Source organism: Breoghania sp. JC706, assembly GCF_037026715.1.
Lineage (GTDB): Bacteria > Pseudomonadota > Alphaproteobacteria > Rhizobiales > Stappiaceae > Breoghania.
Genome location: NZ_JBANCG010000003.1, coordinates 384,169 through 402,200, shown reverse-complemented (window position 1 = coordinate 402,200; position 18,032 = coordinate 384,169). Strand labels below are relative to the sequence as shown.

Genomic DNA, 18,032 nt, shown 5'->3' with positions numbered 1-18,032 from the left:
TGCAGCCTGCCAGGGAACCCCTTGCGGGCCCTGACAGTCGGTCGTAAAGCATCGCTGTCGCGGGGACGCCCCCGCCACGGGGCTCACAACAGGGCCCACAACAGGGCCTTGTCGCAACCGGGCACGGGACTTGGCGGGTCGGACAACTTCCGGTATTTGGTTCTTATACGTGTCAAGGACCAGCAACAGCGGCGCGGGCGGGCCGGCCGGAACGGCGCAGACGGGATCGGATCGTGATCAACGCGGCGATGTATTTTGCCCTCGGTTTCCTGACCGCAGGGCTTGTGATGCTGGTTCTCGGGCCCGCGTTGTGGCGCCGCGCCGTTCGCCTGACGCGCCGCTCCGTCGAGGCCACCTCCCCGATGACGCTGTCGGAAGCGCGCGCCGCGCGCGATCAGCTGCGCGCCGAATACGCGGTCAAGACCCGGCGTCTGGAACTGGGCGCCGAAGGGCTCAAGGAACGGATGATCCGTCAGGAGCTCGATGTCACCGAGGCCCGCGAGGCGCTGAAGGCCGCCGTTCTGGAGCGCGACGAGAAGGCCCGCCACGTGCGCGAGCTGGAAGCCCGCGAGGAGGCGCTGCGCGCCGAGCTCGTCGCACGGCAGGAAGAGATCGCCAGACTTTCGGCCCGCGTGCGCGAGGCCGAACGCAACCTCGTCCAGCGCGGCAAGCAGATCGCCGAGCTGACTCGCGCCGCCGAACTCGCCCGCCAGGAAGATGCCGCGGCCGCCGCCCATGCGGCCGGCATCAACATGACGGTTGCGGAGCTCGAAGAGGAAATCGCCGGCCACAAGGCGCGCCACACGGCGGATGCCAGCCGGATCCTGCGGCTCGAAGGCGAATGCGACGGTCTGCGCCGTCAGCTTCAGGATCTGGAGAAGGCCCGTCCGCACGAGGCTCCGCGCCCGCGCACCTCCGCCGATGCGGCGCTTCAGAAGATGGAGGCGATGATCCTCGATCTGGAAGGCCAGAAGGTGGAATCCCAGGCCGAGATCACCCGCCTGTCGCTCCAGCTTGAGGCGCTGCGCGGCACTTCGGGCGACAACGTGGAAGGCGTGCTCGCCTCGCTGGAGGCGGAAAACAACGCGCTCGCCGACGAGCTCAATCGCCTTTCTGCCGAGCACGACCAGTTGCGCAGTCGCTTCGACCGTCTCAATTCCGGCGAGGAACGCGAGAACCGCCTGCTGCGCGACCAGATCACCGACCTCGCCGCCGAGATCGTCGCCCTGACGGCGGCGATGGAGGGCGAGGGCTCGGAAACCGACCGCATTCTGAAGGCGGCAGGTTCGCCAGCGCAAAACAGGGCAGCGAACGGAGCCGGCGCGGACGCCCCGGCAAGCCTCGCCGATCGCATCCGCACCCTGCGCGCACAGGCGCTGGCCGACAAGACCCCCGCCCGCGAACGCGCCAGCGCTTCCTGAAGACCGGGCAACGGCCGGCGGAAGGTCACGCGGGAGGTGCTCCCTGCCGGCACGATATCATGCCGCGCGAACGGCTTTTCCCTTGCGGGCCTTCCTACGAGACGCCTAAAGCGTGGCGCCGTTGTCCACGGTCAGGCACTGGCCGGTCATCGCCTTCGACTCGTCGCAGGCGAAGAACAAAATCGCCGCAGCCTGGTCCTCCGTCGTCGCCTCCGGCACGCTGAGATCGAAGTGCCGCGCGGTAACGCCGGGCATTTCCGGATCGAAAGTGGCGATCGCTTCCGGCGTGTTCAGCTCCGTGGGCGTCGGCCCCGGCAGCGTGGCGTTGCAGCGGATGCCCTTGCCTGCGAACTGGATGGCGATATTGCGCGTCAGCGCGATGACGCCCGCCTTCGCCGATGAATAGGCGGCCCCGGCAAGACCACGCTGGCCAATCGACGAGATGTTGATGATGCTGCCCGAGCCTTGCGCCTCCATGGTCTCCAGCGCCGCACGGCTCATGTGAAACACGCTGGTGAGGTCCACCGCGATCACCCGGTCCCACAGTTCGTCCGTCGTGCGGGTCGTCGGCATGTGCTTGTCGGGAATGCCCGCATTGTTCACGAGAACGTCGAGGCGGCCATGGCGCGCGATGACGGTTTCCACGACCCGGTCGCAATTGGCCCGCTCGGCGAGGTCGGCGACCACGTAGTCGGCCTTCCCGCCGGCAGCCTCGATGTCGTCGCACACCTTCGCAAGCCGCGCCTCGCGACGCGCCACCAGCACGACGGTCGCCCCCTCGCGCGCAAAAACCCGTGCCGTCGTCTCCCCGATCCCGGAGCTGGCGCCGGTGACGACGGCGACCTTGCCTTCCAGACGAGCCATGCCTGCATCTCCTGTTTGAAAACCCAGAAGACGCTCCTACGCGGAAAGGCCCGGCTACGGAAATTCTGTTTCGGATAAACTTTATGTATCAAAGGCATAGGCGCGCGCCCACGTACGTGAAACGTGCCGGGGCGCACGCCCGTGAACGCGACGGGGTTAGAGCCGCCCCCAGAGCATATTCCGATCGGATCGAGGCAATCTGATCGATTAAGAATATGCTCAAGGTATTGATCTGGAGCGGTTTCTTCTCGTTCAGACGATTCCGTCTGAACGACAAGCGCTCTAGTACGGCAGGCCGACGTAGTTCTCCGCCAGTGCCGCAGCCCCCGTCTTCGACGAGGTGACATAGTCGAGTTCGGCAACCTGCATCCTGCCATCGAAGCCGGAAGCGTCGGGGAAGGTGTGCATCAGGTTGGTCATCCACCAGGAAAACCGCTCCGCCTTCCAGATCCGCCTGAGCGCATTTTCCGAATAGCGCTCGATCAGTTCACCCTCGCCGCTGCCGTAATGCGCGATCAGCGCCTCGGACAGGTAATGCACGTCGGAGGCCGCGAGGTTCAGCCCCTTGGCCCCCGTCGGCGGCACGATGTGGGCGGCGTCGCCCACCAGGAACATCCGCCCGAACTTCATCGGCTCGGCGACGAAGCTGCGCAAGGGCGCGATGGTCTTCTCGATCGACGGCCCCATCACGATGGTGTCGGCGGCCTTCTGGTCGATGCGGCGGCGCAGCTCGTCCCAGAAGCGCTCGTCCGACCACGCCTCCACCTTGTCGTCGAGCGGCACCTGCACGTAGTAGCGCGACAGCACGTGCGAGCGCATGGAACACAGCGCGAAGCCGCGTTCGTGGCGGGCATAGATGAGTTCCTCGGAGACCGGCGGCGTCTCCGACAGGATGCCCAGCCAGCCGAACGGATAGACGCGCTCGAAGGTCTTCAGCACGCTCTGTGGCGCACTCGCCCTGGACACCCCGTGATAGCCGTCGCAGCCGGCGATGAAATCGCAGTCGATGCGGTGTTCCACCCCGTCCTTGCGATAGGTGACCCACGGGCTGTCGCCGTCGAAATCGTGCAGTTCGACGTCCTCGGCCTCGTAGACGAGCTTGGCGTCCGCCGCGCGGCGCGCATCGACCAGATCGCGGGTCACCTCCGTCTGGCCGTAGACCATCACGGTCTTGCCGGTCAGCTCCTTGAAGTCGATGCGGTGGCGCGTGCCGTTGAAGCACAGTTCGGTGCCGTCGTGGACGAGCCCTTCGCGGTGCATGCGCGCGCCGACGCCGGCCGCATCCAGCATGTCGACGAGCCCCTGCTCCAGAACGCCGGCGCGAATGCGGCCCAGAACGTAGTCGAGCGACTTGCGCTCGAGAATGACGCTGTCGATGCCCGCATTGTGCAGGATCTGCGACAACAGCAGGCCGGACGGGCCCGCGCCGATGATGGCGACCTGGGTACGCATGAAGTTTCCTCCCATGTCGGCCCGCCGCAGCGCAAAAAAGCGCCCACCGGGCCGGTTCCTCCTCCATTGCCAGTCAAGACCGGCAGTTGCGGGAGAAACTAGGCAGCAGATCGCCGCGCGACGATGAAGGAAAACCGGAAAGGCTTGAACATTTGCCGGAGGGGAAGGTGAGCGGCGGAGAGGGAGGGTGTCGGGGAAGAACGATCAGGATGGGAAGGCCGGGAAGATTGGGGCGGACGGATGGCAACCGCCCTCTCTCTTTTCTCACCCCATGCCTCTCCTCCGTCATTGCCCGGGCTACGCCGGGCAATGACGGAGGAGAGCACCGGCCCCTTCCTTGTCATCCCCGCGAAGGCGGGGATCCAGCAACCACAGGATCCGGCATTTGTCCCCACCGAAGGGCCTCTGGAATGCTGGATTCCCGCCTTCGCGGGAAGGACAGCGGAGGGCGATGCGACAGGAAAAGACAGGAGCCCTTCCCCTGTCGCGGGCCCCTACCGCCGCTTGCGCCCGGTGACCATCGCGCGCACCAGGTTCTCGCCGTGCTCGAAGCTCGCCAGAACGACGCCCGCCACATGGAGAGCGATGAGCCCGAGCGTCAGGTTGGCGGCGATCTCGTGCACATCCTCCACCCATTCCACGCCCCAGAAGCGGTCAGTGGTCATCATGATGCCGGTGCCGGTGATGACCGCCAGCATGACGAGCAGCGCGATCACCATCGCCCCGCCGGCCGGGTTGTGACCGATATGGCGCGGCGCCCTCATCCGCACGCTGTCGCGCAGGAACCCGATGACGGCGGCGGGCCCGCGCACGAAACTGGCAAAACGCGCGTGATGCGGGCCGACGAGCCCCCAAAGCAGGCGGAAGGCGACCAGACCGACGATCACGTAGCCCGCCGTCTCGTGCGCGCTCTGCCACTCGTCGCCGGTGAGATACGCGAAGGTGAAGGCGGCCACGAGGCTCCAGTGGAAGATCCGCACCAGCGGATCCCACACCCGGACCTCGTCCGGCCGCTCCAGGCGGCCGGAACGGGTCGTCTCGGAGACGCTGTCCATCAGTCGTCGCCGTCGGTGCCGACGATCTTGCCGGTGACCGGGTTCATCAGCAGTTCGGCGCGCTTGCCGTCCTTGTCCTTGGCGTAGAGCTCGTAGCAGCCCTTCTCCACCTTCACGCGGCGCACCTCGTAGCCGAGTTCGACGCCCTTGGCCTTGGCCGCGTCCTCGCCCATCCACTGCGACTTCGGCGCATTGCCGCAGCCGCCCTCGCTGTCGGAAGCCTGCGCACTGCCGACCGCCAGAGCCCCGGCACCCGCCGCAACGAGCGCCGCACATGCAAACATCGAGAACTTACGCATGGTCTTTCTCCCAATTGGGTTTCACAATCGTGCCGGTTTCACAATCGGTCCGGCTCCGCAATCGGTCCGGGGGTCCGGATCCGAACTGCGGCGACCCTAGAGGAAGCTGCGTGACGGCCACCTGACGCGCATTGTCAGCCATTTGTCATGCGCAAGGAGCGACAACACCTTCATGCAGACACGCGCGAAACATTTCCAGTTCCCCCTGCCGCCGGGCAACGGACCCCGTCGCCGCATTGCGGCCGGGCTGGCGCTTGCCGCATTCGCCGGCCTCTCGATGGCGGCCGCATGGGCAGACTCCGACCACGGGGAAAAGTCCGGCCGCCCCCGCGACGACCACATCATCACCTCCCAGGACCGCGCCATCGAGTTGCGCGAAAGCGGCAAGATCCTGCCGCTCGTCGACGTGATCCGGCTGAGCGGGCTGGAAAACGCGGGTCAGGTCATCAAGGTGGAGCTGGAAATGGAGGACGGCCAGCCGGTCTACGAGATCAAGATCATGAGCGAGAACGGCCGCGTGCGCGAATACCATATCGACCCGTCGAACGGGCGCATTCTGGAGGTGGACTGACGATGCGCATCCTGCTGGTGGAAGACGACCGCCGCATTGCAAAGGAGATCGGGGAGATCCTCAATGAAGCGGGCTTTACCGTCGAGCATGTGGCCGACGGCAACGAGGCCTGGTTCCTTGGGGATACGGAGGACTATGCCGGCGTGGTGCTTGACCTCGGCCTGCCCGGGCTCGACGGGCTCACGATCCTGAAGCGCTGGCGGGCCAACGGGCGCAGCTTCCCCATTCTGGTGCTCACCGCCCGCGGCGCCTGGATGGAGCGCGTGGAGGGCATCGAGGCCGGCGCCGACGACTATCTCGCCAAGCCCTTCCAGATGGAGGAACTGCTGGCCCGGCTTCGCGCCATCATCCGCCGCGCCGCCGGCCACGCCACCGCCACCATCCGGCTCGGCGATCTCGTGCTCGATCCCAAGCACAAGCAGATCACGCTCAACGGCCGCGCCCTGCACCTGCCGCCGCAGGAATACCGGCTCCTGAGCTATTTCATGCTCCACCAGGACCGCGTCGTCACCGCCTCGGAACTGATCGAACATCTCTACGGTCCCGACGCCGACTGCGACGAGAACACCATCGCGGTGATGATCGGCCGGCTGCGCCGCAAGATCGGGCCCGACCATATCCGCACCCGGCGCGGCTTCGGCTACATCGCCGAGCCCGCCGCAAGCGTTACCGGGCACTGATGGGCGGGCTGCGCCCCTCCTCGCTGCGCGCGCGGCTTCTGGTCTTCTCCGCGGCGATCGTCGTCGCCGCGCTGGCGTTGTCGGCCGTCGGCCTGATCGCCATCTTCACCCGCCAGTACGAGGCGCGCATCGACGCAGAGCTCGACACGTTCATCACCCAGCTCGTCGCGGGCGTGGCTGTGGATGCGCAGGGCACCGTGCGGCTCGACCGGGAACCCGCCGATCCGCGCTTTTCCCGCCCGCTCTCCGGTCTCTACTGGAGCATCACCGTGACCGGCACGCGGCAGGTGCTGCGTTCGCGCTCGCTGTGGGATGCGACGCTTTCCCTGCCGCCCGACGAGCTCTCCACCGGCCTTCCCCATCGCCATGAGGTCACCGGCCCGGGACGCGAGAAGCTGATCGTGCGCGAACGGCTGGTGACGCATCCCGGTCCCGCCGGCGCGGTGGCGCTGCGCGTCGCCGTCGCGATCGACGCGGGCGAGGTCGCGGACGCCCAGCGCGACTACACGCTCGCCATCCTGCCCTCGCTAGCCCTGCTGGCGCTGGCGCTGATCATGGCGGCGGCGGTCCAGACCTATGTCGGCCTGCGCCCCCTGCGCCGTCTGGAGCGCGACGTCGCCCGCATCCGCGCCGGACGGGCGCAAACGGTTCCGCGTGACCAGCCCGACGAGGTGATGCCGCTGGTCGATGCGGTCAACGATCTTCTGGCCGACCAGGAAAAGGCGATCACCCACGCCCGCGCCCGCGCCGCCGATCTCGCTCACGGCCTGAAGACGCCGCTCACCGTGCTGGCCTCACTCGCCGCCCGGCTGAGGCGCGAGGGCGCGGGGCCCGTCGCCGACGACATCGACGCGGTTTCCGGCGACATGCGCCGCCAGATCGAGCACCAGCTCGTGCTCGCGCGCATCCGCACCCGCGCGCAGGGCCGCTCCGCCGCCCGTATCGAGCTCAAACCCCAGATCGACCGTCTGGTACGCACGCTGAAGCAGACGCCGGCCGGCGGCGTGCTCGACTGGAAGATCGCCGTGGAACCGGATGCCACACTCGCCATCGAGGTCGCCGATCTCATGGAGCTTCTCGGCAACCTTTTCGAAAACGCCACGAAATGGGCGGAGCAGCGCATCGAGGTGCGCGCGAAGACCGCGCGGAACGGCACGGTCGTGGAGATTTCCGACGACGGCCCCGGCATGAGCGAGGAGGACATGGCGCACGCCTTCCGCCGCGGCGTCCGCCTCGACGAACAGCGCCCCGGCCACGGCTTCGGCCTCGCCATCGTGGAGGAGATCTGCGAGGCGAACGCCATCGCCGTCACCCTGCACCAGAGGCAAGGAGGCGGACTGACGGTGCGGCTGGAACAGGCGGAGAGTTAGACGCGGCAGCCGAGACGTCCGGCGCGCTTCTCGGGACGGACAGCGGGTCGTGTCCTGCCATTTGGGAAGAACTCTCCAGCGTCATCCCGGACGCGATGCGGCGCGAAGTGCCGCTTCGCAGATCCGGGATCTGCCATCGGTGCCTGCCGCGCGAGGTCCCGGTTCTGCGCAGCAACGTTGCGCGTTGCAGCGCGCCCGGGATGACGCGGGAGGGATCGGTGAACGAAGCGGCAATGGCAGGAAAAGAGTCGTGGCGATGACGCCCACGCCCGCACGAGACAATGAAGCCACCCCGCACCCAGTGCCAAGTGGCTAAAAACACATTTCTTTTTGAAGAAATGGTACTCCCAAGGGGACTCGAACCCCTGTTTCTGCCGTGAGAGGGCAGCGTCCTAGACCGCTAGACGATGGGAGCAGCGGTGTCGCGCTTTTGCTTGCGCGATGGATGGCGGATATAGCCTGTGAGGATCACCATTGCAAGAGGGGGAAACGGGTTCAAGCGGTTTCTTTTTCGCTATCCCCAGGCGTGTCGAAAAACGCCGGGACACGCTCGATTCTGTCATCCCCGCGAAGGCGGGAATGACAAGGAAAGAGATCGCCCTGGCTGTTCCGCCTCCGGTTCGGCTCTCTCCACCGTCATCCCCCGGCGCAGTCCGGGGGATCCAGCGAACGCTGCGGCCCGCAGGGATCTCAAGCGACGCAACACGGAATGAACGGGTCCCCTCTCCCATGGGGAGAGGGATAGGGTGAGGGGATGGAGGGATGGAATGCCTCGGGGATACGGAGAACGCGCAACCCCTCACCCGGACCTGCGGTCCGACCTCTTCCCCCCAAATGGGCCATGGGAGAGGTGATTGGGGTGTGAGGCGCCCTCTCCGCTGGATTGCCCGGACGAAGCCGGGCAATGACGGTCGAGCGATCGAGATAAGCTTGGGATTGGCGCGAGGAAAGGCGCCTCGGGACAAAAGCCTTCTCTACCGCGCCACGAAATCCGTGCGCCCCATGAGCTTCCCCGTCGTGGCGTCATACTGCAGCAGCGCGCGGCCCGTGCCCTCTTCCACCAGCACGAACAGGCGGCCGCCGTCGACCTGGGTGGAAAGCACGCGGGCATCGGCGCCGACCGAGATCGTCGCCGCCATCTCCGCGCCTGAAACGCCCGCCGTGCTGCCGCCGCGCGAGCTCACCTTGTAGATGATCGCGGAAAACACCGCGATAAGCCCCGCCACCATGATAAGGGAGGAGAAGAACACGAGTCGCTTCAGCTTGGCCTGCAACCTTTCGGCGGCGGGATCGAGCGGCTTTTCTTTATCTTCGTCGTCGAAAGCAGGATCGGACATGGCGAACGGGCCCAGCGAAGAACGGGTTGACGTGGAACTGACGGTGACGGCGGACGATGCCGGCGAGCGGCTCGATGCCTGGCTTGCCAAAAGCGCCGGCACCTTCTCCCGCAACCGTTACAAGGACCTCATCAAGCAGGGCCAGGTCACGGTCGGCGGGCGGACCATAGTCGAGCCCAAGTACCGGGTCAACGAAGGCGAAACCGTGCGCCTGAGCGAACCGGAACCGGAGGACGCGACGCCGGAGCCGGAGGATATCCCGCTCAACGTCGTCTACGAGGACGACGACCTCATCGTCATCGACAAGCCGGCCGGCCTCGTCGTCCATCCCGGTGCAGGCAACTGGACGGGAACGCTCGTCAACGCGCTGCTCTTTCATTGCGGCGACAGCCTGTCGGGCATCGGCGGCGTGCGCCGTCCGGGCATCGTCCACCGCATCGACAAGGACACCTCGGGCCTGCTCGTCGTGGCGAAGTCCGACGTCGCCCATCAGGGGCTTTCCGCGCAATTCGCCGATCACGGCCGCACCACCGCACTGGAGCGCGCCTATTCCGCGCTCGTGTGGGGCGCCCCTCCGGGCCTGAAGGGCACGATCGATGCACCGCTCGCCCGCTCGCCCAACAACCGGTTGAAGATCGCGGTCGTGCGCGAGACCGCCCACGGCGCACGCCACGCCATCACCCATTGGCAGTTGAAGAAGCGCTATGGTGCCAGGGACGGCGACGCGCTCGCCTCGCTGATCGAATGCCGTCTGGAGACCGGGCGCACCCACCAGATCCGCGTCCACATGGCCCATATCGGCCATCCGCTCGTGGGCGATGCGGACTACGGCGCCCATTTCCGCACCAAGGTGAACCGGCTGCCGGAAGGTTTGCGGGAAAAGGTGGCCGGTTTCGGCCGTCAGGCGCTTCATGCGGGCCTGCTCGCCTTTGAGCATCCGGTTACCGGAGAGGTGATGCGCTTCGAAAGCCCGCTTCCCGAAGACTTCGCGGAACTGATTGACCTTTACGAAACTTTAACCTGACAGGGCCGTGTTTTCGGCGCATTGATCCCTATATTAAATCGGGCGGACGCGCCCTTGCGGGCGTCCGAACAAGAGATCTTGCCCGCGAATTGGGGAGATCCGTGTCACGATGAAGGAGGGTGCATTCAATGGCCCAGGCGAGTGTTCCGGCGATTTCAGCCGGCGAGAACGGGCTGTCCCGTTACCTCACCGAAATCCGGCGGTTCCCCATGCTGGAACCCCAGGAAGAATACATGCTGGCCAAGCGCTATCAGGATTACGAGGATCCTGAGGCCGCGCACCGGCTCGTCACCTCCCACCTCCGGCTCGTCGCCAAGATCGCGATGGGCTATCGCGGCTACGGCCTGCCGATCGGCGAGGTGATCTCGGAGGGCAATGTCGGCCTGATGCAGGCCGTCAAGCGCTTTGAGCCGGACAAGGGCTTCCGCCTCGCCACCTACGCCATGTGGTGGATCAAGGCTTCCATCCAGGAATACATCCTGCGCTCGTGGTCGCTCGTGAAGATGGGCACGACCGCGAACCAGAAGCGGCTGTTCTTCAACCTGCGCAAGGTGAAGGGCCAGATCCAGGCGCTCGACGAGGGCGACCTGAAGCCGGAAGACGTCACCACCATCGCCACCCGCCTCGGCGTGTCCGAGGAAGAGGTGATCTCGATGAACCGGCGCCTGTCCGGCGACACCTCGCTCAACGCCCAGATCCGCACCGACGGCGATGGCGGCGGCGAGTGGCAGGACTGGCTGGTGGACGACAGCGACAGCCAGGAGACGATTCTGGCCGAGCAGGAAGAGTTCGACCATCGTCGCTCCATGCTGCGGCGCGCGCTGGACGTGCTGAACGACCGCGAACGCCGCATCTTCGAGGCGCGCCGCCTGTCGGAGGATCCGATCACGCTGGAGGATCTGTCCGGCGAATTCGGCGTCTCGCGCGAGCGCGTGCGCCAGATCGAGGTTCGCGCCTTCGAGAAGGTGCAGAGCGAGATGAAGAAGCTCGCTGCCGAAGACGCGAAGTCGCCCGTGGTGAGCGAGGAAGTCCCGGCCTGAGCGACACGAAACCAACCCCGGCCCAAGGGCCGGGCGGGGCAGAATGCGCCCTGGAATACCACTGCACGAAAAGGGATGGCATCATGTGCCGTCCCTTTCGTTTAATCGGGCCTTTCGTGTATCCGGGCCTTTCGTTTATTCGGGCGCCCGCATGCCGTCCCGGCGTGTGCGGGCCCGACGCCCGCCGGCGAGGCGGTGGCGGTAGGCGTTGGCCAGCCGCTCCGTGCCGCTTGCCAGAAAATCCGTCTGGCCGGGATCGTCCCCCGCCATTTCCAGAAGCTCCGCTTCTATCTCCTCATGCGCCCGGATGCGGCCGTCCGCCAGGATATGGCCGACCCTGACGCCCCGCTCCTTCAGCGCACGCGAGACCAGCAGGCAGCGGTGGCAATCGAGCGGATCGCGTTCCGCACACATCAGCGCGATGCGATAGCGCTCCGCCCCCGCCATCACCCGGTCGAGCCCGGCGGCGAACTCCGCTGTCCGCGCCACCTTCTCGTAGTCGGGCCGGCCGTCGCGGCACAGCGCGGGATCGGCCGGCCGCCCGCCGAGCTCGGCGCCCAGATGGACATAGGCGATGGCGTGGGGGCTGAGCGCGTCCGCCAGCGCCTCGCGGTTGAAGCGGGCCATGTGGCGCGAAAAGGGGATGGAGCGCACATCGGCCAGCGCCGTCACGCCGGCGCCGCGCAAGAGGCCGATGAACGTCTCCAGCGTGTGCGTCGAATGGCCGATCGTCAGGATGTCCGCGTCCCGGATTTCCATACGTTTCTCCCGGCGCGGAGGGCCGTTTCGCGCCCATGTCCGCGCCTGCGCGCTAATGCCCGTTGAACGTCTTCGTACGTCCATGATAGCGGCCATGCAAGACAACCGCGTCCGAGCAAAGGCCCCCTATCGATGCGCACCGGAGACCTGATTTTCTCCGCGATCGGTCACGAGGACAACGCCATATCGGCTGTCACCGTCGGCTATCGCGGCGCCCGGCTCAACCACATGGGCGTCGTCGCCGTGGCCCCCTTTGGCGAGTTCGTGCTGGAGGCCTTCTATCCGGAGGTGAAGCTCACCCCGTTCCAGAACTTCGCCCGCCGCTCGCATGACGACGACGGCCGCGCGCGGCTGATGCTCGGGCGCCTGCGCGCGCCCCACACCGACCTTATCGACAGGGCGATGGAATACGGCTTCGCGCTGTGCGAGATGCCCTATGACGAGCTCTATCTCACCGGCAACGGCGCGCTCTATTGCTCCGAGCTCGTGGTCAACATGTTCCGCCACGCCAATGACGGCGCGCCCTTCTTCGTGGAAGAGCCGATGAGCTTCCGCGACATCGCGACCGGAAAGCCGCACCCTGCCTGGATCGAATATTACGCGTGTTTCGGCATGGACGTTCCGGAGGGCGCGCCCGGCTCCAACCCCGGCGCCATCAGCCGCGATGAGAGGCTGGAGATCTACGACATCACCGGCCCCATCCCCGGTCTGGAACAGGAACTGCTGTAGAGCGGGCAGCTCGGCCAAACAGCTCCCTCTCCCATGGGGAGAGGGCGGGGGTGAGGGGTTTCGGGCTCACATGGATACGGAGGGCGCCCCCGCTTCGCGGCGACCACTCCCCATCGGAGAGGTGATTGGTGCAAGCCGAGAGTTCTCCGCCGTCGATCTGCGCGCCCCGATCCTCCCAGCTCCCCGCCGCCGTTGATCAATCGCAATGACGCGCAGCCCTTTTCATGCGCCAATGCGCATATGCTGATTTGAGTGAGCACAAGCCATGGTCCTTTCCGTTCTGTCCGCCCTTGCCGAACCCACGCGCCTTGAGGCGATGCGTCTTCTGAAGGATGGCGCGGAGCATTGCGTGTGCGAGCTGATGGCAAAGCTCGATGCCACGCAGAGCCGCATGTCGCGTCACATGCAGGTTCTCAGGCAGGCAGGGCTCGTGTGCGACCGGCGCGATGCGCAATGGGTCCGCTACCGGCTGAACCCGGACCTTCGGCCCGAAATCCGGGCGATCCTCGATGCGGTGTTCGACGCCGAGGCCAGCGAAAGGGAGGCCGCATGAGCACGGAAACCGCCGGCCCCGCCGGTCATCCCCGGCCCGAATGGCTCTGGCACACGGGCGTCGCCGTCGCTCTCGCCCTCTGGTGGCTCATCTATCGCCAGCTGATCCCGCTTTCCGAGGCGTTGACCGCACTGCTGCCGGTCGCGCGCCACAGCCACACCGGCGAGGCGTTCGCGTTCTTCTTCTACGACGTGCCCAAGGTCATGATGCTGTTGACGCTCATCGTCTTCGCCATGGGTGTGGTGCGCTCCTTCTTCAGCCCGGAAAAGACCCGCGCGCTGCTTTCCGGCCGGGCCGAGGGCGTGGGCAACGCGATGGCAGCCTGTCTCGGCGTGCTGACGCCGTTCTGCTCGTGCTCGGCCGTGCCGCTGTTCATCGGCTTCGTTTCCGCCGGCATCCCCCTCGGCGTGACCTTCTCCTTCCTCATCGCCGCCCCGATGGTCAACGAGGTGGCGCTGGTGCTGCTCTTCGGCCTCGTGGGCTGGCAGGTGGCGGTGACCTATCTCGCCTTCGGCCTCGCCATCGCCATCGTCGCCGGGTTCGTCATCGGCAAGCTCAATCTCGAAGGCTGGCTGCAGGACTGGGTGCGCGACATCCATTCCGGCGCCACCGCCCCGCAGGCGGTGGAAGGCGAGAGCCAGACCATGGTCGAGCGCTACCGGCTGGGGATCGAGGCCGTGCGCGAGATCTTCGCCCGGGTCTGGATCTGGATCATCCTCGGCATCGGCGTCGGCGCGCTGATCCACGGCTATGTGCCTGAGGATCTGATGGCCTCCATCATGGGGGCGGATGCCTGGTGGTCGGTGCCGGCCGCCGTCGTTCTCGGCATTCCCATGTACACCAACGCCGCCGGCGTCATCCCCATCGTCGAGGCGCTTCTGGGCAAGGGCGCGGCACTCGGCACGGTGCTCGCCTTCATGATGAGCGTGATCGCGCTGAGCCTGCCGGAAATGATCATCCTCAGGCAGGTGCTCACGCTGCGGCTGATCGGCGTCTTCATCGCCGTCGTCGCAAGCGGCATCCTCGCCGTCGGCTTTCTGTTCAACCTGATCTTTTGAGGAAGGAAATACCGTGAAAAGCGTGAAGGTCTACGGTCCCGGCTGCAAACGCTGCGAGACCACGGAAAAGATGGTCCGCGACGCCGCCGCAAGGCTCGGCCTCGACATCGAGGTGGAAAAGGTGAGCGACCCCAAATCGATCGCCATGGCCGGCGTGATGTCGACGCCGGGCATCGCGGTCGATGGCAAGCTCGTCCATTCCGGCGGTCTGCCGGACGCGGGCAAGCTCGAGGACTGGCTCAAGGGCTAGCGCGGGCCCGAACCGGGGGCAGGCCGAGAAACGGGCAGGCATTGCGGAACAGTGCGTTTGCCCCGCCACCCCCGAGTGTCATCCCCGCGCGGGACGGACAAGGGGAGGACTTGCGCCCTCCCCCGTCGCGCGCCCTACGCCTGATCGAGCCCGAAGGCCGGATGGTGGACGATCTCGCCCACCGGCTCCGCGCTCCCAAACGGCAGGGCCATGACGTTTTCCGCCGGCACGCCGGCAACGGTCAGCCGGGCGAAGCTGCGAAAGCCGAAGCGGCCGTAATAGTCGGGATAACCGACCAGCACGAAGCCGGACCCTGCCCCCTTCAGCTCTTCGATCGCCGCCCGCATCAGCGCGGAGCCGATGCCGCGGCCCTGCCATGCGGGCAGAACGGCGAGAGGGCCGACCAGGAACCAGCCCGCCTCCCCGCCGACCTTCGCCTGCGATATGGCGATGTGGCCGAGGATCCGGCCCTCCTCCTCCGCCACCAGCGAAAGGACCAGCGCACCGGCAGTGCGCAGGCCGATGACGATATCGGCCTCCCGCCCTGTGGAATGCTCGGCGCTGAGGAAGGCCTCGGCGATGAGGCTCGATATGGCGGGACAATCCCGCGCGGTTTCCTTGCGGATCTGCATGTCAGCTTCCCTGCCCATGTCAGGCTCCCTTGTTGTCGAATTGTGCGCGCACCGCGAGGCGGCCGCGATGGGTGATGGTGTAGGGTTTTCCTCCCTCGGAACGGATCAGCCGCTTGCGGCGAAGCGAGAGGAAAACGGCCAGGGTGCAATCGGAAAGGATCTGTCCCTCGCGGGTCACGCAGAGAACCGCGCAGACCTTGCGGCTCCCGTCGTCGTCACGCGTATGTCGGATATGGCCGCCGAGCGCCAGCACGTGCAGCGCACGTTGCTCGTTGCGGGAAATGTTCATGGATTTCTCGTGTGATGGAACGCAAACGCACCCGTGCCGGCCGCAAACGCTGGCCAGCGGGTCTATCGGTTCGCGAAGGCTCTCCGTTCACGCGGAGAGCCGATCACACAAGCTCTGACATCCAGTCTCCATTGGTGCGCCCGGACAATCACCCGGGGCACGGTGCAAAGATAGGCCCGGGCCGAAACCTCCGCAACGGCTTAACCGTCGCATCCGATCCGGAAGCGCGCTGGAAGAACCGTCGCGGAGCCCGCGCCATCTTGCCCGTCCGGATGCCCTCGCCTACCGTGTCGCCAGCCGCCGCATCCCGCGCGCGGCCCCTTCCCTGCACGGACAGGACCCGATGGCCGCCCGACGCCCCAAACGCAGGAAGACCGCGCTCGTGGTCATTGCCGGCCTCGCCATGCTTGCCGTCATGGTGGGACTCAGGTTCGCCAATCCGCCCTTCGTGGCGGCCGTGCGCGAGCTCACCTTCGATTATTACCAGCGCCTGTGGCCGCGCGATTATCAGCCGCTTCCCGTGCGCATCGTCGATATCGACGATGCTTCGCTCAAGCAGTTCGGCCAGTGGCCCTGGCCGCGCACGCTCATCGCACGGCTCACCAGCCGGCTCACCGAACTGGGGGCGGCCTCCGTCGCCTTCGACATGGTCTTTGCCGAAAGAGACCGCACCTCGCCCGCCCGCTTTGCCCGCAGCCTCGATCTCGGCGCCACGCCGGAGGCCGCCCGCGTGCGCGCGCTGCTCTCGCGCCTGCCCGACAACGATGCCCGGCTCGCCCAAACGCTTGCCGGAAAGCCGGTCGCGCTCGGCTTCGCGATCCTGGCCGATGCCAGCGGCACACGCCCGCTGCCCAAGGCGGGCTTCGCCTTCGGCGGCACCGACCCGAAGGCGATCCTGCCGCCCTTCACCTCCGCGCTCGCCAGCCTGCCGGAATTGCAGCAGGCGGCTGCGGGCGCCGGCGGCATTTCGCTGTCGCGGGCCGATACCGGCGGCGTGGTGCGCCGCATTCCACTGGTCTTCTCCAACGGCCAGGCGCTCTACCCGAGCCTTGCGGTGGAGGCGCTGCGGCTGGCGCAGGGTGCCGGCGGTGTTCTCGTGCGCTCGACAGGCGCCAGCGGCGAGGCCGACACCGGCCGCCCGGCCATCGCCGCCCTTCGCGTCGGCGCCTTCACCGTTCCCACCACGGCCGAGGGCGAATTGTGGATCTACTACACGCCGCCGGAGCCCGCGCGCTACGTCTCCGCTGGCGACCTGTTCGCGCCCGAAAGGGAAGCGCAGCTGCGCGATGCGCTGGAGGGCGCGATCGTTTTCGTCGGCACCTCCGCCGTCGGCCTCAACGATATCCGCGCAACTCCGCTGGGCGGGCTGGTGCCCGGCGTCTCGGTGCATGCGCAGGCGGCCGAACAGATCATCGGCGGCACCTATCTCAGCCGCCCCGACTGGGCCGACGGGCTGGAAATCCTCATCACCCTTGCGCTCGGCCTGCTCGTCATCGCCGCCCTCGTCGCCACAGGCCCGGTCCCATCCGCGATCATCGGAGCGGTTCTGGCGGCCTCCGGCGTCGCGGTTGCCGTCTTCGCCTTCCGCGAGGCCTCCCTGCTGATCGATCCGATCTACCCCTCGCTTTCGGCCGCCTTCGTCTACGGCGCGGCGACGCTGCAGCAATACGTCGTCTCAGACCGCGAAAAGCGCTTCGTGCGCCGCGCCTTCTCGCAATATCTGGCGCCGGAACTGCTGTCGAAGCTGGAAGACCAGCCTGACGCGATGAAGCTCGGCGGCGAAATGCGGACGCTCTCCATCATGTTCATGGACGTGCGCGGCTTCACGCCGATCTCGGAAATGCTGACGCCGCAGGATCTCGTCCATTTCCTCAACACGCTGCTGTCGCCACTCTCCGACGCCATCCAGTTTGAGGCAGGCACCATCGACAAATATATCGGCGACAGCATCATGGCCTTCTGGAACGCGCCGCTGGAAACGCCCGACCACGCGGCCCTCGCCTGCCGCGCGGCGCTCAGGATGCGCGAGATCGTGGTGGAGCTGAACGCGGCCGATGCCTTCGGCTTCAAGGCCGGCCACAAGCCGATCAGCGAGGTGCAGATCGGCGTCGGCATCAACACAGGCGCTGCCTGTGTCGGCAACATGGGCTCCGACCGGCGCTTCAACTATTCGGTGGTCGGCGATGCGGTGAACGTGGCCGCGCGTATCGAATCGAGCTGCAAGGCCGTAGGCTCGGAGCTTCTCGTCTCCGAGGACACGGCCCACGCCGCGCCCGGTTTTGCCTTTCTGGAGGCGGGCGAGATCCCGCTCAAGGGCAAGTCGGAGCCCGTCGCCCTCTACGCGCTTGCCGGCGACGAGGCCTACGCGGCTTCGCCGGAATTCGCGGCGCTGAAAACGCAGCACGAAAAGCTGGTCGCGGCCTGGCATGCGGGCGACAAATGGAAGGCCGACATGGCGCTCACCGCCTGCCGCACCGCCGCCCCCGAAACCCTCGCCGCCTTCTACGACCGTTTCGCCGAGCGCGTGGCCACGCTGCGCGACCGCAGGATCTAGCTGTGATCTCTCGGGAGGGTTTCACGATTGGGCGGAAGCCGAACGCGAGGATTCGTGCTGTGGCCCATCCTTCGAGACGGTGCTTCGCACCTCCT

19 protein-coding genes and 1 tRNA gene are annotated in these 18,032 nt (G+C 66.7%); 11 read left to right on the top strand and 9 right to left on the bottom strand.

Annotation, left to right across the window (positions count from 1 at the left end):
- The first annotated feature begins 233 nt into the window (after positions 1-233).
- Positions 234-1,421 carry a hypothetical protein gene (locus tag V2L18_RS07720; RefSeq protein WP_336177477.1) on the top strand — a complete coding sequence of 396 codons (1,188 nt, stop codon included), beginning with the start codon at positions 234-236 and terminating at the stop codon, positions 1,419-1,421.
- A gap of 105 nt (positions 1,422-1,526) precedes the next feature.
- On the opposite strand, the gene V2L18_RS07715 is transcribed toward V2L18_RS07720, so the two are convergent.
- The 4 genes from V2L18_RS07715 to V2L18_RS07700 form a co-directional block, all read right to left on the bottom strand.
- Positions 1,527-2,285: an SDR family oxidoreductase gene (locus tag V2L18_RS07715; RefSeq protein WP_336177475.1), complete on the bottom strand. Its 759-nt coding sequence runs from the start codon at positions 2,283-2,285 to the stop codon at positions 1,527-1,529.
- 282 nt (positions 2,286-2,567) lie between these two features.
- Positions 2,568-3,737, bottom strand: a complete 1,170-nt coding sequence (gene pobA / locus V2L18_RS07710; RefSeq protein WP_336177474.1) for a 4-hydroxybenzoate 3-monooxygenase — start codon at positions 3,735-3,737, stop codon at positions 2,568-2,570.
- Between the two features lie 494 nt (positions 3,738-4,231).
- The gene (locus V2L18_RS07705) at positions 4,232-4,792 is read right to left on the bottom strand and encodes a cytochrome b/b6 domain-containing protein (protein ID WP_336177472.1); all 561 of its coding nucleotides are present in this window, start codon (positions 4,790-4,792) and stop codon (positions 4,232-4,234) included.
- Complete coding sequence (locus V2L18_RS07700) at positions 4,792-5,091, bottom strand: PepSY domain-containing protein (protein WP_336177471.1); 300 nt, start codon at positions 5,089-5,091, stop codon at positions 4,792-4,794. The genes V2L18_RS07705 and V2L18_RS07700 overlap by 1 nt, the downstream gene beginning before the upstream one ends.
- 172 nt (positions 5,092-5,263) lie before the next feature.
- Here V2L18_RS07700 and V2L18_RS07695 point away from each other — a divergent pair, with 172 nt between their 5' ends.
- The 3 genes from V2L18_RS07695 to V2L18_RS07685 are packed head-to-tail and all read left to right on the top strand — an operon-like array spanning position 5,264 to position 7,712.
- Positions 5,264-5,662, top strand: coding sequence for a PepSY domain-containing protein (locus V2L18_RS07695; protein ID WP_336177469.1), 399 nt, complete (start codon positions 5,264-5,266; stop codon positions 5,660-5,662).
- Positions 5,663-5,664: 2 nt separating this feature from the next.
- Positions 5,665-6,342 carry a response regulator transcription factor gene (locus V2L18_RS07690; protein ID WP_336177468.1) on the top strand — a complete coding sequence of 226 codons (678 nt, stop codon included), beginning with the start codon at positions 5,665-5,667 and terminating at the stop codon, positions 6,340-6,342.
- Positions 6,342-7,712 carry a HAMP domain-containing sensor histidine kinase gene (locus V2L18_RS07685; RefSeq protein WP_336177466.1) on the top strand — a complete coding sequence of 457 codons (1,371 nt, stop codon included), beginning with the start codon at positions 6,342-6,344 and terminating at the stop codon, positions 7,710-7,712. Before V2L18_RS07690 ends, V2L18_RS07685 begins: the two co-directional genes overlap by 1 nt.
- A 339-nt stretch (positions 7,713-8,051) precedes the next feature.
- On the opposite strand, the gene V2L18_RS07680 is transcribed toward V2L18_RS07685, so the two are convergent.
- Together V2L18_RS07680 and V2L18_RS07675 are read right to left on the bottom strand one after the other, a co-directional pair.
- A tRNA-Glu gene (locus V2L18_RS07680) sits at positions 8,052-8,127 on the bottom strand.
- Between the two features lie 559 nt (positions 8,128-8,686).
- Complete coding sequence (locus V2L18_RS07675) at positions 8,687-9,049, bottom strand: hypothetical protein (protein ID WP_336177465.1); 363 nt, start codon at positions 9,047-9,049, stop codon at positions 8,687-8,689.
- On the opposite strand from V2L18_RS07675, the gene V2L18_RS07670 reads away from it, so the two are divergent.
- Positions 9,048-10,073 (top strand): RluA family pseudouridine synthase, encoded by a 1,026-nt coding sequence (locus V2L18_RS07670; protein ID WP_336177463.1) that lies wholly within the window; start codon positions 9,048-9,050, stop codon positions 10,071-10,073. The two genes, V2L18_RS07675 and V2L18_RS07670, sit on opposite strands and share 2 nt — an antisense overlap.
- A gap of 128 nt (positions 10,074-10,201) precedes the next feature.
- A complete protein-coding gene (rpoH, locus tag V2L18_RS07665) occupies positions 10,202-11,113 on the top strand; it encodes an RNA polymerase sigma factor RpoH (RefSeq protein WP_336177461.1) in 912 nt (303 codons plus the stop codon).
- A 135-nt stretch (positions 11,114-11,248) separates the two neighbouring features.
- Here rpoH and V2L18_RS07660 read toward each other — a convergent pair whose 3' ends face one another.
- Positions 11,249-11,872 (bottom strand): DUF488 domain-containing protein, encoded by a 624-nt coding sequence (locus V2L18_RS07660; RefSeq protein ID WP_336177460.1) that lies wholly within the window; start codon positions 11,870-11,872, stop codon positions 11,249-11,251.
- Between the two features lie 132 nt (positions 11,873-12,004).
- On the opposite strand from V2L18_RS07660, the gene V2L18_RS07655 reads away from it, so the two are divergent.
- The 4 genes from V2L18_RS07655 to V2L18_RS07640 all read left to right on the top strand — a co-directional run bounded on the left by V2L18_RS07655 (position 12,005) and on the right by V2L18_RS07640 (position 14,462).
- Complete coding sequence (locus tag V2L18_RS07655) at positions 12,005-12,601, top strand: YiiX/YebB-like N1pC/P60 family cysteine hydrolase (RefSeq protein WP_336177458.1); 597 nt, start codon at positions 12,005-12,007, stop codon at positions 12,599-12,601.
- A 265-nt stretch (positions 12,602-12,866) separates the two neighbouring features.
- Positions 12,867-13,154: a metalloregulator ArsR/SmtB family transcription factor gene (locus V2L18_RS07650; protein ID WP_336177457.1), complete on the top strand. Its 288-nt coding sequence runs from the start codon at positions 12,867-12,869 to the stop codon at positions 13,152-13,154.
- A complete protein-coding gene (locus tag V2L18_RS07645; protein ID WP_336177456.1) occupies positions 13,151-14,212 on the top strand; it encodes a permease in 1,062 nt (353 codons plus the stop codon). Before V2L18_RS07650 ends, V2L18_RS07645 begins: the two co-directional genes overlap by 4 nt.
- 13 nt (positions 14,213-14,225) lie before the next feature.
- Complete coding sequence (locus V2L18_RS07640; protein WP_336177454.1) at positions 14,226-14,462, top strand: thioredoxin family protein; 237 nt, start codon at positions 14,226-14,228, stop codon at positions 14,460-14,462.
- A gap of 134 nt (positions 14,463-14,596) precedes the next feature.
- Here the strand turns inward: V2L18_RS07640 and V2L18_RS07635 are convergent, their stop codons facing one another.
- Entirely contained in the window at positions 14,597-15,112 is a 516-nt protein-coding gene (locus tag V2L18_RS07635; RefSeq protein ID WP_336177452.1) for an N-acetyltransferase, read from the bottom strand.
- A 1-nt stretch (position 15,113) separates the two neighbouring features.
- On the bottom strand, positions 15,114-15,383 hold the full coding sequence (locus V2L18_RS07630; RefSeq protein WP_336177450.1) for a YjhX family toxin: 270 nt from the start codon (positions 15,381-15,383) through the stop codon (positions 15,114-15,116).
- Positions 15,384-15,726: 343 nt separating this feature from the next.
- Between V2L18_RS07630 and V2L18_RS07625 the strand changes: the two genes are divergently transcribed.
- Positions 15,727-17,937 (top strand): adenylate/guanylate cyclase domain-containing protein, encoded by a 2,211-nt coding sequence (locus V2L18_RS07625; protein WP_336177448.1) that lies wholly within the window; start codon positions 15,727-15,729, stop codon positions 17,935-17,937.
- Positions 17,938-18,032: the final 95 nt, after the last annotated feature.